The 13772-nt window shown below is 63.6% G+C and carries 16 protein-coding genes; 7 read left to right on the forward strand and 9 right to left on the reverse strand.

Annotated features, from left to right (window positions below; genetic code table 11):
• Nucleotides 1-205 precede the first annotated feature (205 nt).
• Nucleotides 206-997 carry an AraC family transcriptional regulator gene (locus QSJ95_RS03985; protein ID WP_285640234.1) on the reverse strand — a complete coding sequence of 264 codons (792 nt, stop codon included), beginning with the start codon at nucleotides 995-997 and terminating at the stop codon, nucleotides 206-208.
• Nucleotides 998-1091: 94 nt separating this feature from the next.
• Here QSJ95_RS03985 and QSJ95_RS03990 point away from each other — a divergent pair, with 94 nt between their 5' ends.
• Nucleotides 1092-1979: a DMT family transporter gene (locus tag QSJ95_RS03990; RefSeq protein ID WP_285640235.1), complete on the forward strand. Its 888-nt coding sequence runs from the start codon at nucleotides 1092-1094 to the stop codon at nucleotides 1977-1979.
• 280 nt (nucleotides 1980-2259) lie between these two features.
• Here the strand turns inward: QSJ95_RS03990 and QSJ95_RS03995 are convergent, their stop codons facing one another.
• Complete coding sequence (locus QSJ95_RS03995) at nucleotides 2260-3303, reverse strand: NAD(P)H-dependent flavin oxidoreductase (RefSeq protein ID WP_285640237.1); 1044 nt, start codon at nucleotides 3301-3303, stop codon at nucleotides 2260-2262.
• A gap of 89 nt (nucleotides 3304-3392) precedes the next feature.
• Between QSJ95_RS03995 and QSJ95_RS04000 the strand changes: the two genes are divergently transcribed.
• Together QSJ95_RS04000 and QSJ95_RS04005 are read left to right on the forward strand one after the other, a co-directional pair.
• Complete coding sequence (locus tag QSJ95_RS04000; protein ID WP_285640239.1) at nucleotides 3393-4271, forward strand: LysR family transcriptional regulator; 879 nt, start codon at nucleotides 3393-3395, stop codon at nucleotides 4269-4271.
• Nucleotides 4268-5413, forward strand: coding sequence for a YbfB/YjiJ family MFS transporter (locus QSJ95_RS04005; protein WP_285640240.1), 1146 nt, complete (start codon nucleotides 4268-4270; stop codon nucleotides 5411-5413). The genes QSJ95_RS04000 and QSJ95_RS04005 overlap by 4 nt, the downstream gene beginning before the upstream one ends.
• Before the next feature lie 3 nt (nucleotides 5414-5416).
• Here the strand turns inward: QSJ95_RS04005 and QSJ95_RS04010 are convergent, their stop codons facing one another.
• Nucleotides 5417-6004: a CGNR zinc finger domain-containing protein gene (locus tag QSJ95_RS04010; RefSeq protein WP_285640242.1), complete on the reverse strand. Its 588-nt coding sequence runs from the start codon at nucleotides 6002-6004 to the stop codon at nucleotides 5417-5419.
• 138 nt (nucleotides 6005-6142) lie between these two features.
• Here QSJ95_RS04010 and QSJ95_RS04015 point away from each other — a divergent pair, with 138 nt between their 5' ends.
• A complete protein-coding gene (locus QSJ95_RS04015; RefSeq protein WP_009622165.1) occupies nucleotides 6143-6571 on the forward strand; it encodes an organic hydroperoxide resistance protein in 429 nt (142 codons plus the stop codon).
• Between the two features lie 182 nt (nucleotides 6572-6753).
• Here QSJ95_RS04015 and QSJ95_RS04020 read toward each other — a convergent pair whose 3' ends face one another.
• The 4 genes from QSJ95_RS04020 to QSJ95_RS04035 form a co-directional block, all read right to left on the reverse strand.
• Complete coding sequence (locus QSJ95_RS04020; RefSeq protein WP_285640245.1) at nucleotides 6754-7293, reverse strand: DUF4158 domain-containing protein; 540 nt, start codon at nucleotides 7291-7293, stop codon at nucleotides 6754-6756.
• 113 nt (nucleotides 7294-7406) lie between these two features.
• Nucleotides 7407-8204, reverse strand: coding sequence for a hypothetical protein (locus tag QSJ95_RS04025; RefSeq protein ID WP_285640247.1), 798 nt, complete (start codon nucleotides 8202-8204; stop codon nucleotides 7407-7409).
• Between the two features lie 3 nt (nucleotides 8205-8207).
• Nucleotides 8208-8621: a hypothetical protein gene (locus QSJ95_RS04030; RefSeq protein WP_285640249.1), complete on the reverse strand. Its 414-nt coding sequence runs from the start codon at nucleotides 8619-8621 to the stop codon at nucleotides 8208-8210.
• Nucleotides 8605-9423, reverse strand: a complete 819-nt coding sequence (locus QSJ95_RS04035) for a hypothetical protein (RefSeq protein WP_285640251.1) — start codon at nucleotides 9421-9423, stop codon at nucleotides 8605-8607. The genes QSJ95_RS04030 and QSJ95_RS04035 overlap by 17 nt, the downstream gene beginning before the upstream one ends.
• Between QSJ95_RS04035 and QSJ95_RS04040 the strand changes: the two genes are divergently transcribed.
• From QSJ95_RS04040 to QSJ95_RS04050, 3 genes are read left to right on the forward strand one after another with little or no spacing between them, the layout of a single operon-like run.
• Nucleotides 9422-10858, forward strand: coding sequence for a lipase family protein (locus tag QSJ95_RS04040; protein WP_285640252.1), 1437 nt, complete (start codon nucleotides 9422-9424; stop codon nucleotides 10856-10858). The two genes, QSJ95_RS04035 and QSJ95_RS04040, sit on opposite strands and share 2 nt — an antisense overlap.
• Nucleotides 10851-11651 (forward strand): hypothetical protein, encoded by an 801-nt coding sequence (locus QSJ95_RS04045; protein ID WP_285640254.1) that lies wholly within the window; start codon nucleotides 10851-10853, stop codon nucleotides 11649-11651. The genes QSJ95_RS04040 and QSJ95_RS04045 overlap by 8 nt, the downstream gene beginning before the upstream one ends.
• A gap of 5 nt (nucleotides 11652-11656) precedes the next feature.
• Nucleotides 11657-12526 (forward strand): hypothetical protein, encoded by an 870-nt coding sequence (locus QSJ95_RS04050; protein WP_285640256.1) that lies wholly within the window; start codon nucleotides 11657-11659, stop codon nucleotides 12524-12526.
• A gap of 120 nt (nucleotides 12527-12646) precedes the next feature.
• On the opposite strand, the gene QSJ95_RS04055 is transcribed toward QSJ95_RS04050, so the two are convergent.
• Both QSJ95_RS04055 and QSJ95_RS04060 read right to left on the reverse strand, forming a co-directional pair.
• Nucleotides 12647-12961 carry an AzlD domain-containing protein gene (locus QSJ95_RS04055; protein WP_009621832.1) on the reverse strand — a complete coding sequence of 105 codons (315 nt, stop codon included), beginning with the start codon at nucleotides 12959-12961 and terminating at the stop codon, nucleotides 12647-12649.
• Nucleotides 12958-13656, reverse strand: a complete 699-nt coding sequence (locus tag QSJ95_RS04060; protein WP_043272892.1) for an AzlC family ABC transporter permease — start codon at nucleotides 13654-13656, stop codon at nucleotides 12958-12960. Before QSJ95_RS04060 ends, QSJ95_RS04055 begins: the two co-directional genes overlap by 4 nt.
• Between the last annotated feature and the right edge of the window lie 116 nt (nucleotides 13657-13772).

The raw sequence follows: 13772 nt of genomic DNA on the forward strand, positions 1-13772 counted from the left end.
CCGTCCATCGCCACCTGTAGGAGCGCGCCCTGCGCGCGATTCGCGGGCAGGGCCCGCTTACAAGGGGAATCCTGTGGCGTCACGGAACACCCCGTAGGATGGCGTTGAGCGAAGCGATACCCATCACCACGACCGCATGGGTTTCGCAAGCTCAACCCATCCTACAAAAGCACCTCGGCGCGGCTCGCTTACGCCGTTCTACCTTTCACCCCCGGCTCGCCACGCGGTACTGCTCCGGCGTGGTGCCGGCCTGGCGGCGGAACATGGCGATGAAGGCCGAGGCGCTGCTGTAGCCCAGGTCGAAGGCGATTTCCTGCACCCCGCGCCCGGCTTCCAGCGCCTCGATGGCGGCGAGGAAGCGCAGGCGCTGGCGCCATTCGCCGAAGCTCATGCCCAGCTCGCGCTGGCACATGCGCGCCAGGGTGCGCTCGGTGCTGTGCACCTGCCTGGCCCAGTCGGCCAGGGAACGGTTGTCGCCGGGCTCGGCCTGCAGCGCGGCGAGCAGTTCGCCCAGCAGCGCGCTCTGGGCGAACGGCAGGTAGTCCTCGTGGTGCGGCGAGGCCTGCAACTGGTCCAGCACCACCTGGGCCAGGCGCTTGTCGGCCGCGCTCTCGGGGATGTTCACCCCGCGCGCGGCGAAGTCCGAAAGGATGGCCTTGAGGATGTCGCCGATCTGCAGCGTGCAGGGCGCGGCCGGCAGTTGCCGGGACAGCTCGGCGCTGACGTACAGCGAGCGGTAGACGATCGCCTCGCGGTTGTAGCAGCCGTGCTCCACGCCCGGCGGCACCCACACCGCGTACTGCGGCGGCGAGAGGAAGCGCTGGCCGCCGACGTCCAGCTGCATCACCCCGTGGGAGGCGTAGTTGAGCTGGCCCCAGGGGTGGCTGTGGGGCGCCGAGCGGCTGTCGGCGCCGAACTCGTCGTAGCGGAAGTACAGCGGCGCCGGCAGGGCCGCATGGTCCGGCAGCGGCAGGGGGATGTATTTCTTCGTGGGCATGTCCGGATGGCGTGGCGAGTTGTCCGGAATGAAGTATAAGCGCCATTCCGGACGGCGGGACAATGGCGCCCGTCCGTCACAGATGTCCGCTGCAATGACCTATTTCTTCCCGCTCTTCGCCGTGCTCGTCTGGGGCGGCAACACCGTGGTCAACAAGCTCGCCGTGGGCCGCATCGCCCCGGCCGAGATCGGTTTCTTCCGCTGGCTGGCGGTGGCCGTGCTGCTCAGCCCCTTGGTGCTGCGCCCGTTGCTGGCGCGGCGCGCACAGATCGCCCCGCTGCTGCCGAAAATCGTGGTGCTCGGCCTGCTGGGCATGGCCGTGTACCAGAGCCTGGCCTACTACGCCGCGTCCCTGACCAGCGCCACCAACATGGGCATCATCCTCGCGCTGATGCCGCTGATGTCCCTGGGCCTTGCCAGCACCCTGCTCGGCCAGCGGCTCAACGCCGGCGGCGTGCTCGGTTCGCTGCTATCGCTGCTGGGCGTGCTGCTGGTGATCGCCCACGGCGACCTGGCCAGCCTGCTGCACCAGGGCATCGGCCTGGGCGACGGCATGATGCTGGTGGCTACCCTGGCCTACGGCCTCTACGGCGTGCTGCTGAAGAAGTGGCAGATCCGCCTGCCGGGGCTGCAGCTGCTGTACCTGCAGGTACTGGTGGCGGTGCTGGCGATGCTGCCGATGTACCTGCTCTCGCCGCACCACGGCCTGGACGCCGGCAACCTGCCGCTGGTGGCCTACGCCGGCCTCTTGGCCTCCATCGCCGCGCCGCTGGCGTGGATGCGCGGGGTGCAGGAGATGGGCCCGAACCGCATGGCGCTGTTCTTCAACCTGCTGCCGCTGGTTACCGCGGCCATCGCTGCCGTGCTGCTGGACGAGCGCCTGGGCGTGCACCACCTGTACGGCGGCGCGCTGACTCTTGCCGGGGTGCTTCTTGCAGAACGTTGGCGGCCTCGGCCGGCGGCGGGTCTGGCTGCCGACTGAGGCCTGTCGCGGATGAATCCGCTCCTCCAAGGGAATGGCGCAGCCGGCAAATATGGCACCCGTAGGATGGGTTGAGCGAAGCGATACCCATCACCGCGACTGACGACGAACCGACAGGGAGCGTAGGGCGTATAACCGTTCGCGGTTATCCGCCGCTACACCGAACGCATCCTCTGCGTCAGGGCTCAGCAGGGCATTTCGACGACCCATCTCCAGGTCGACACCGAGCAGACGGTCGACCGAGGTCAAACGGCGGATAACGCCGTAGGCGTTATGCGCCCTACGCCCGACTCAACTCTTCAACCAGCGTGGCCACCAGTTGCGCCGCCGGCAGCTCGCGGGCCAGGGGCGCGCCCTGGCCAGCCCATTGCACGGCGAAGTCGGGATTGCCCTTGGCCGCGGCGACCAGGGCCTTGGTGGCGTCGTAGACCATGGGGTAGTCCGGCAGCGCCGGGGCGTCGGCGCGCTGCAGGTCGCTGAACAGGCGGTTGGGCAGGCCGCGCGCCGGGCGCCCGGAGATGGCCGCGGTCACTTCGGTGTGCCAGGCCCGCTCGCTTTGCAGCGCCGCGCGGTAGGCGGCGTTGGCCGAGGATTCCGGGCAGGCGACGAAGGCCGTGCCCATCTGCACCGCCTGCGCGCCCAGGGCGAAGGCGGCGCGGATGCCGCGGCCGTCCATGATGCCGCCGGCGGCGATCACCGGCACCTTCAGCGCCGGCGCCAGGCTGCCGACCAGGGCCAGGGTGCCGATGCGCTCATCGTGCTCGCGCTCGAAGATGCCGCGGTGCCCGCCCGCCTCGTAGCCCTGGGCAACCACCGCGTGCAGCCCGGCGGCCTCGACGGCGCGGGCCTCCGCCAGGTTGGTGGCGCAGCCGAGCAGGACGATGCCGGCGGCCTTCAGCCGGTCGATCCAGCCCTGCGTGGGCAGGCCGAAGTGGAAGCTGACCACCGCCGGGCGCTCTTCCAGCAGCACCTCCAGCATCTGCGGATCGTCGACGAAGCTGCGGTAGATCTCCCGCAGCGCCGCCGGCGGCTCGCCGCCCAGTTCCTCGAACAGCGGCCGCAGGTGTTCCACCCAGGCGGCCTCGCGGGCGGCGTCGGCCTGCCCCGGGCGGTGGCAGAACAGGTTGAAGTTCACCGGCCTCGCCGTCAGCGCGCGCACCTGGGCGATCAGCTCGCGGGCCTGCGCCGGGCTGCTCGCGCCCAGGCCGATGGAGCCCAGCGCGCCGGCCTCGGACACGGCGGCGGCCAGCGCCGGGGTGGAGACCCCGACCATGGGCGCCTGGATGATGGGGTGTTCGATGCCGAGCAGTTGGCGAAGGGGCATGGCGGTGATCTCCTGGGGTGATCGATGGTTGACTTAAAATCTCATACGGAGAATATTCTGCGCAATACATTCTCCAACAGAGATCATCGATGGACCTGTCCAGCCTGGAAATCTTCCGCTGCGTCGCCGAGGAGCAGAGCGTGACCCGCGCCGCCGCGCGCCTGCAGCGGGTGCAGTCGAACGTCACCACGCGCATCCGCCAGCTAGAGGAAGACCTGGGCGTGGCGCTGTTCCTGCGCGACGGCAAGCGCATGGCGCTGACCGACCAGGGCCGCGAGTTCCTCGCCTACGCCGAGAAGCTCCTGGCCCTGGCCGCCGAGGCGCGGCAGTCGCTGCACCCCCGCGAGGCCAGCGGCAGCCTGCGCCTGGGCAGCATGGAGAGCACCGCCGCCAGCCGCCTGCCCGGCCCGCTGGCGGCCTACCACCGCGCCTGCCCGCAGGTGCAACTGGAAGTCAGCACCGGCACCAGCCAGGCGCTGGTGGACGGCGTGCTGTCGCGGCGCCTGGATTGCGCACTGGTGGCCCACCCGGATGCGCTGCGCGCCGAACCCGGCTTCGAGGCGGTCCTGGAGCGCGGCCTGCTGGGCCAGGCGGTGTTCCGCGAGGAACTGCTGCTGGCCCTGCCCGGCGACCACCCGCCGGTGCGCGGGCCGGGCGACGTGCAGGTGCGCACCCTGGCCGGCTTCGCCCGCGGCTGCACCTACCGGCAGATCGCCGAGGACTGGCTGAACGCCGAGGGCCCGCGCGTGCAGGTACAGGAAGTGGGCTCCTACCACGGCATCCTGGCCTGCGTCGCCGCCGGCGCCTGCGTGGGCATCCTGCCGCGCTCGCTGCTCGACCTGCAGCGCGAGCCGCCGGCGCTGCGACTGCTGCCGATCATGAGCGTGGACATCCTCCTGGTCTGGCGCGAAGGCTACGCCACCGGCGCCTTCGAACGTTTCCGCGAAACCCTGGGGGCCGCCTCGTGAAGCAACGCAGCGAACTCGCCCTGGCGCTGAGCGCCGCGCTCATCCTGGCCATCGGCATGGGCTTCGGCCGTTTCGCCTTCACCGGGCTCTACCCGCTGATGGTCGGCGAAGGCGTGCTCAGCGTGAACGGCGGCTCGCTGGCCGCCTCGGCCAACTATGCCGGCTACCTGCTGGGGGCGCTGGCCCTGGCGCGCTGCCCGGAACGCCTGGCGGCGAGCCTGTGCCGCGTGGCCCTGGCGGGCACCCTGCTGGGGCTGGCGGCCATGGCGGTGCCGGCGCCGGCCTGGTTCGCTATCGGCGTGCGCCTGCTGGCCGGGGTGCTCAGCGCGGTGGCGCTGGTAGGCGCCTCGGTGTGGCTGCTGCACGTGATGCAACGCCACGGCGGCGCGCCGCTGATGTTCTCCGGGGTGGGCCTGGGCATCCTGATTTCCGCCGAGCTGATCGCCGGCGGCCATGGCGCGGGCCTGGGCAGCCCGGCGATCTGGCTGCTGCTGGCCGGCGCCGGGAGCGTTCTCGCCCTGCTGGCCTGGCCGGCGCTGAGCCGCCCCGCGCCCGCACCCGTCAAGACGGCGCCGCACGTAGCGCCCGCCGTGCCCATGGCGCCGGCGAGCCTTCTGCTGATCTACGGCCTGGCCGGCTTCGGCTACATCATCACCGCCACCTACCTGCCGCTGCTGATGCGCGGCGGCGCGCTGTCGCCGCTGCAGGCCTGGGCGGTGTTCGGCCTGGCGGCGGCGCCGTCGTGCTTCTTCTGGCACTGGCTGCACGGGCGCCTGGGCACGCGCCGGGCGCTGGCGGCAAACCTGCTGGTGCAGGCGCTGGGCGTGATCCTGCCGGTGCTGCAGCACAGCGCCCCGGCCTACCTAGCCAGCGCCCTGCTGGTGGGCGGCACCTTCATGGGCACGCCGACCATCGCCCTGCCCGCCGCGCGCCTGGCGGCGGCGAAGGTGCGATTCAACATGCTGGCGGCCATGACCGCGGTGTACGGCGTGGGGCAGATCGTCGGGCCGCTGGCCTCCAGCGCGCTCTACCACCTGGACGGCAGCTTCAGCCCGGCGCTGCTGGCGGCCGGCGCCGCCCTGCTGCTGGGGGCGGCCTGTACCTGGCAGCCGGCGCGGGCCGCCGCAAGCTGCCCGCGCTGAGCCTCAGGCGTCGCCCTGGCGCTGGCGCTTGCGGTGCTCGGCGACCTTGTGGCGGTTGCCGCACAGGGCCATGCTGCACCAGCGTCGGCGGTGCGACTTGGTGCGGTCGTAGAACCATAGGGTGCAGTCCGGGTGCTCGCACACGCGGACCAGATCGAAATCCCCCTCGGCAAGCAATTGCGCGCCCTGCTCCGCCAGCGGCGCCAGCAGCCATTCGGCGCCGGGCTTCACGGCCTGGTAGCGCAGCCGCGCGCCCTGCCCGTCCCAGTCCAGCTGCGGGTAGCTCGCGACCTTGCGCAGGAAGGCGTTGAAGCGCGCCGGGTCGGCCGGCTCGCCGCGCTTGCGCTTGCCCACCAGCTCGCGCAGGGTCTCGCGCAATTCGATGGCGGCGGCCAGCAGCTCGCCCTCGGCGAACTCCGCGCCCTCCGCCGGCAAGCCCAGCAGGCGCAGCCAGTGCTGTACGTCGGCGTCGCTGTGCCAGGCATCGGAGACCGACAGGGCCGCGGCATCGGCGCGGCTCAGGCTGTTGAGCAAGTCCAGCACCGGGTGGTCGGCGAGGATGTAGGGCGGCTGGGGGGTGGTTTCGCGCATGCTCGCTCCGGAATCGGGGTGTCGAGCCCATGGTAACCCTCGTCCAGGCGTTTTCAAGTTACAGCGTCAGGCGACTGGCGAGCCGCGCCAGCCTGGCCAAGACTGTTCAGTCCCCTTCCCCTGATCAGGAGCCCTGCCATGTCCATCGACAATGTGCTGTACCGCGCCTACGCCGAAGCCACCGGTGGCCGCGAGGGCCGCGCCATTTCCTCCGACGGCGTGCTCGACGTGGAGCTGACCACGCCCAAGGAACTGGGCGGCAACGGCGCCCGCGGCACCAACCCGGAGCAACTGTTCGCCGCCGGCTACTCGGCGTGCTTCCTCGGCGCCATGAAGTTCGTCGCCGCCCGCGACAAGCTGGCGATTCCCAAGGACCCGTCCATCGAAGGCGTGGTCGGCATCGGCCCGGTGCCCACCGGCTTCGCCATCGAGGTGGAGCTGCGCATCTCCCTGCCCGGCCTGCCGCGCGACCAGGCGCAGACCCTGGTGGACCGCGCGCACATCGTCTGCCCGTACTCCAACGCCACCCGCGGCAACATCGACGTCACTCTGACCATCCTCGACTGAGCCCCGTCCCGGCTGCGGCGCCCGCCGCAGCCGCCTTTCCCCGTCCCTGCCAAGGCCTATTCCGGATGCCGGGCTGCGTCTGCCCGGACGAATGGCGCAGTAACTCTTTAAACAACCATTGACAGGTTACAAGGCGAGCGCAGAATACAGCCTTGAGTAACCATATAAATACACTTAAAGAGTTACAGAGGTGACCGCCATGTTCGCCCGACTGCTGCACCGACTCTTCCCGCGCCCTGCCGAAAAAGACCTGGACCGCTGGGCCGACGACCTCGCCGCCGAACGCCGCTGGCGCGCCAGCCGGGGCGGTCGGAGCCCGTCCAGCACAGGGCGTACAACCAACGGCTCAGGCGAAATCCGATGCTCGGATCGGCGAAGTGGCGATAGCCAAAGCAGTTCTGTATGTCGGCGGCATGTATCCAGCGTCGATGATCGCTGTAGCGTTGGAGGCAGTCAGGATCGGTGATTGCCAGTTGGCGGCAAAGCATCTGAAGGACTTCGGCGGGGATCTCAGCAGGCTTGTCCGGCAGAACACCCATGAAGTGGACCGTAGTCAGCAGGGCGGCATAGCCCAGACGGTGGTGACTGCCCCGCAGCCTCTGGATGAATTCGCTGTCTTCATCCTTCAGGTGGAAGTAGCGTTCCAACTCTTCGCGACTGGGGACGTCGACATAGCGACCAAAGCTTTCGCGCTGCTCTTGCGTCAGAAAGCCGACCGGCATCGATCACAGAGCCTCGATAGTGAAACGGGCAGGCGCGACGATCCGGGGACGTCCAATCTGCCCCCGTTGCAGCAGGCAGGCAGGGGCATGCTCGCCTTGTCTGTGCATGATCCCTACTTCTTTTCTGCGGCTAAACGAATAGCTTCCAGCCTGCGAAAGTCTGGCTCTGAGCGGCCATCTGTCACAACGCTCCCATCGGGATAAATAAACGAACTGTAGAGTCCTTTCTTATGTACTTTGGGTTGTTGTGAGTACATAACAAATCTGGAATGCAGAACCGGCTCAAAGTACACCGCGCGAGCCTGAGGAGCTTTATACATCCTGTAGGTGTTACTTTCGCCGGCCAAGTTTATTGTTTTCCTATGTCCTCCAATGAATGCTTCGCTGATCCAGGGGTAATAGCTTTCCTTGATCGTTAAATCGCCATCAACAGGTATCGGGAGGCCAGAGCTTCGCGAGGGGCTTCTATCGTCAAACATCACCACCCCTCCAACGCCGCTGCCGAAGCTAACATTCTCCCCAAAGCGTTCCGGCTCCCGGTAAGAAACGCCAAAGGTCACATTGCTCAGCCGCCACTGACAGGCGCCACCACCATCCTTGGGTACTCTGGCTTCATAGATATCGCTCTGCCCCTGGCGTGTGGGTTCGATCTCCATGTTTTGGTATCCGTCACGCTGGTAGGGGTCGCCGTAGGCGCTGTGGTCTGTGAACGTGCACAGGGTTGAGCGGTACATAACCTCCATCGTCCACGCTTTCAACTCCGGGGGAACCTTGATCCGAACGGTGACCTGCTCACTGTTCGCGGGCGGCGCCAGGCTTCGATCCTTGGTGCAACCGGTCAGGCTGGTAAGCATGGCAAGCAGCGCGATGGAAATGCGCTGTGGTATGCGGGCTTGCTTGTACTTAGCCATGGGTCATCTCCACATAGAGATTGTCTTGGCCACAGCCTCGAAACGCTCCAAGGCGTCTCGGCCGCCCTCGATCTGCCGAGTGCAGGCCAGGGTGGTGCCAAGCAAGCTCTGCAAGTTGAGGAATAGGCGATCACGGACCCGTTCGTCCTTGGGCATCAGCTCTTCGTATTCGATCATCTGGTTTTCGAGCTTGCGGCGATCTTCCTGGCGTTCCTGCATCCGAGAGGGGTTGATGGACTCCACCAACTGGCCATAGAGGTACGGTTGATACTTGCCCATGAAGTGATTACGCAAGCCCAGCAGGTTGCCCGGCTTGGCATTGCGGCCATTGGAAAAGTAGCGCTCTCGACTTTCAGGTGTGAGGGAGGTGATGTAGCGCTGTTGCACGGCAAGGGCCTGCTCATCTTGTATCGGCATGATCCCTATTTTTTTCTGCAGCTAAACGGATGGCTTCTAATTTTTGAAATCTCGGCTCGTAGTCTCCATTTTCCAAAATACTCCCGTCTGGATAAGTGAACTTGGTGACAGCCTCTTTTGTCTTGATTTTTGGCCCTGCCGAGTACACGATATAGGTTGAATGCAAAATCGGCTCAAAGTATATCTCGCGAGCCTCAGGGGCCTTATACATCCAGTAGGTTCTACCTTTTCCAGTCAAGTATATTCTTTTCCTGTGCCCACCGATGAACTCCTCATCGATCCAAGGGTAATAGCTTTCCTTGATAGTTAAATCGCCATCAACATGTATCGGGAAGCCATTGCTTCGCGATGGGGTTCTATCGTCAAACATCACCACCACCCCACCGCCAGCACCGTAGACAACATTCTCACCAAAGCGCTCGGGCTCTCGGTAGGAAACGCCAAAGGTCACATTGCTCAGCCGCCATTGACAGGCGCCACCGCCATCCTTGGGCAATTTGACTTCATAGATATCGCTCTGCCCCTGGCGTGTGGGTTCGATTTCCATGTGCTGGTAACCATCGCGCTGGTAGGGGTCGCCGTAGGCGCTGTGGTCGGTGAACGTACACAGGGTTGAGCGGTACATAACGTCTATGGTTCTCGCTTTCAATTCTGCGGGAACCTTGATCCGGACAGTGACCTGCTCACTGTTCGCGGGCGGCGCCAGGCTTCGATCCTTGGTGCAACCGGTCAGGCTGGCAATCATGGCGAGCAGAGCGACAGAAATGCGCCATGGTATGCGCGCTTGCTTGTACTCAGACATGGATCATCTCCACATAGAGATGGTCTTCGGCCACAGCTTCGAAACGCTCCAAGGCGTCTCGGCCGCCCTCGATCTGCCGGGTACATTCCAGGGTCAAGCCAACTTCTTGAGGCAGTGCCTGGACCTGTCACGTACGCCTCGGGTCAGGGATGGGTACACGAACCCGCCTTGTATTGTGGTCGATGTGCCTTTCAGCGAGCGTTACACTATTGCCAAACCGCTGGACACCACAAAGGGAGAGCCCCCCGAAGGCGACACACAGTTGTTTTATGCAATTAATGCTTCGCAAGTGCTGGTGGGGTGGCGTGGTACTGAAATGAATTTCCCTTTCGCTGACTTGGCCGCGGATGTCACCTTCCGCCCGGTCAAACCGGAGGTGCAGGCCAATTGCGAGCCAAAGGTACCCTGTGCCGACCTGACACCCAGAGGGAATGTGCACCTGGGGTTTCGCGATGCCTATGATGTCGCTCGAAGGAAATTTGCTGAGGATTTGGGAGATAGAGTTGAAGTTGCAGCTCGTCGCCGTGATCTATTCATCTGCGGGCATAGCCTCGGCGGCGCGCTAGGACTTATCCATGCGGCCTCCCTGAAAGACCTTAACCCGCTGCTGTACACCTACGGCATGCCGCGCACCTTCACCCTGCAAGCGGTGGCCTGCCTGGATGACATGTGGCACTTCCGCCATGTCAACGATACCGATCTGATTCCCGAAGTACCGCCAGAAGCCGACCTGGAAAACTCGCTGTATAAGCTCTATGGCCCGCTAGGGACCACCCTAGGTACTACTTGGTCCGTTGCACAGCTTATGGCTGACCTGGTTATTAGGGGAAAGGATCCTTTCTACCATCATGGTGAAATCGTCGCCTTCCATCGCACGGAGCAGCATATGCGTATTCGCGGCTCCGAAAATCAGTTCTACAAAATGCGGGAGGGGCCGGGGGCTCCCTACTATACCGTTATTAGTCGACCGCTACCCGCCAAGGCCAAGCTATTTCTGGTGCCTGCGCTCAGCAAAGAGGATGACGAGAAAGCCCGTGCCGCGCAGGAGCGCTACACCGCCTCGCTCTCGCCGGATCACAAAGATAAATATTTCCCGAAAGGGCGAAATGTCAAGCGCGGCAACTTGCTGGGAATACATAATCACTTCATGGGAAAGTACCAGCCTTACATCTATGGCCAATTGGTTGAATCAATAAATCCATCTCGGATGCAAGAGCGCCAGAATGATCGGCGCAAGCTCAACGATCAGATGGTCAAATACGCAGAACTCATACCTGAGGATGAATTGGTCCGTGATCGCCTGTTCCTCGAATTACAGAGTTTGGTTGGCTTGACCCTGGAATGTACCCGGCAGATCGAGGGCGGCCGAGACGCCTTGGAGCGTTTCGAAGCTGTGGCCGAAGACAATCTCTATGTGGAGATCACCCATGGCTAAGTACAAGCAAGCCCGCATACCACAGCGCATCTCTATCGCGCTGCTTGCCCTGCTTACCAGCCTGACCGGTTGCGCCAAGGATCGAAGCCTGGCGCCACCCGCGGACAGTGAGCAGGTCACTGTCCAGATCAAGGTTCCCGCAGAATTGAAAGCGAGAACCATAGACGTTATGTACCGCTCAACCCTGTGTACGTTCACCGACCACAGCGCCTACGGCGACCCCTACCAGCGCGATGGTTACCAGCACATGGAAATCGAACCCACACGCCAGGGGCAAAGCGATATCTATGAAGCCAAATTACCCAAGGATGGCGGCGGCGCCTGTCAGTGGCGGCTGAGCAATGTGACCTTTGGTGTTACCTATCGGGAGCCGGAGCACTTTGGTGAAAATGTTTTCTACGGTGCTGGCGGCGGGGTGGTAGTAATATTTGACGACAAGCGGCCCTCACGAAGCTATGGCTTTCCAATTCATGTTAGCGGGGATCTAAGAATTGAGGAGAACTATTACCCTTGGATCGATGAGAAATTCATCGGTGGCTACAAAAAAGACATCAGCCTATTAGGAGAGGGATATTATTTTTATCGTATGTATAAAGCACTTGACGCACGCCTAGTAACATTCGAGCCAATCTTGCACTCTAGATTCTTGGTGTATTCAGTTGGTCCCAAAGAGAAAAAGAAAGGGAATTTCTTAATATTCAAGTATCCCGACGGGAGTGTTGAAGAAGTTTCTCGCGCCAGACCGGACTTTCGTAGGCTGGAAGCTATTCGTTTAGCCGCAGAAAAGAAGTAGGGATCATGCCGAAACAAGACAAGGGCGAAATAATGCCCGAAGACAAATGGGCCCGTGATCGCCTATGTCTCAAGCTCATGGCTGAATACAGGCAAACCCGCACACCACAGCGCATCTCCGCTGTTCTGATCGTCATGTTTGCCAGCCTGACCGGTTGCGCCAAGGATCGAAGCCTCGCTCCGCCCGCGAACAGCGAGCAGATCACTGTCCGAGTCAAGGTTCCCGCGGAATTGAAAGCGAAAACCATGGAGGTTCAGTACCGCTCGACGCTCTGCACGTTCACCGGCCATAGCGCCTACGGCGACCCCTACCAGCGCGATGGTTACCAGCACATGGAAATCGAACCCACACGCCAGGGGCAGAGCGATATCTATGAAGCCAAATTGCCCAAGGATGGCGGTGGAGCCTGCCAATGGCGGCTGAGCAATGTGACCTTTGGCGTTTCCTATCGAGAGCCGGAGCGCTTTGGTGAGAATGTTGTCTACGGTGCTGGCGGCGGGGTGGTGGTGATCTTTGATGACAACGCCTCCCCGCGTGGGGGAGCAAATATAAAAGTTGATGGCGACTTAAGGATTGAGGAGAACTATTACCCTTGGATCGATGAGGAATTCATCGGTGGCTACAAGAAAGACATCAGCCTATTAGGAGAGGGATATTATTTTTATCGTATGTATAAAGCACTTGACGCACGCCTAGTAACATTCGAGCCAATCTTGCACTCAAGATTCTTGGTGTATTCAGTTGGTCCCAAAGAGAAAAGGAAAGGGAATTTCGTAACATTCAAGTATCCCGACGGGAGTGTTGAAGAAGTTTCTCGCGCCAGACCGGATTTTCGTAGGTTGGAAGCTATTCGTTCAGCCGCAGAAAAGAAGTAGGTCTCATACCACGCCAGAAACCGCGAGCTTAAGTGCACGTTCTATTCCATTGACCCCAACCCTGCGCGCGATTCGCAGGCAGGGCCTGCTCCTACAGGCACGGTGTTTCCCCGTCTACGGCTACAACCACCAGCGCAACAGGAAGAACACCCCCATGCTCAGCAGCACGCTGAGCAGCGTGTTGCGCGTCCACAGCACCAGCCCCACCGCCACCAGCGAGCCCAGCAGGTAGGGGTTGTCCAGGCGCAGGTTCAGTTGGTGTTCGGGCAGGAACACGATGGGCCCGCAGATGGCCGTGAGCATCCCCGGCACGGCGAAGCCGAGGAACTGCCGGACGTTGCTGCCCAGGCGGATGGGCAGGCGCGGCTCGAGGAACACGTAGCGGTTGAAGAAGACGATCAGCCCCATGCCGATGATCACGGCCCACACCATCATGCCGACCTCCCGCCGAACTTGTTGCAGACAAAGCCCGCGGTCATGCCCGCCAGGCCCGCGAGCACCAGGGCCGAGCCCAGTTGCCAGTAGCTGAACAGCACCGAGCAGAACAGCGACACCGCCACGCAGACCACCGTCGGCACGCTGCGCACCACCGGCGCGATCAGCGCCACGAAGGTGGCGGCCACGGAGAAGTCCAGGCCCAGGTGCTCCAGGCCCGGGATGCTGCTGCCCAGCAGCACGCCGGCCAGGGTGAAGAGGTTCCAGGCCACGTAGAAGGTCAGGCCCACGCCCAGGGCGTACCAGCGGTTGAAGGTCTCGCGGTCGTGCTGGCTGGTCAGGGCGAAGAACTCGTCGGTGAGCAGGAAGCCCAGGCCCAGGCGCCAGCGCCCGGGCAGTCCGGCGATCACCGGGCGCATGCTCATGCCGTAGAGCAGGTGCTGCGAGGTCAGCAGCAGCGTGGTGATCATGATCGAGAAGAACCCGGCGCCGCCCTTGAGCATGCCGATGGCCACCAGTTGCGCGGCGCCGGCGAAGACGATGGCCGACAGGCCCTGGCCGTGCAGCGGCGAGAGGCCGGCCTCGATGGCCAGCGAGCCGGCCAGCAGGCCCCAGGGCAGCACCGCGATGGACAGCGGCAGGATGGCGATGGCGCCCTTGAGGAAGGCGCGGGAGGGAAGCAGTTGTTCTGACATGGATGACGCTTTCGAGGCAGTAAGGCGCCCAGCTTGGCAGAAACCTTCGTCGCCCGCCTTGAACGTTCTTGCGCACTTGCCAGTGGCGCATTGGAAAGTGTTAGGCACTTTCCGCC

It is taken from the genome of Pseudomonas sp. NBRC 100443 (assembly GCF_030268185.1).
GTDB lineage: Bacteria > Pseudomonadota > Gammaproteobacteria > Pseudomonadales > Pseudomonadaceae > Pseudomonas > Pseudomonas citronellolis.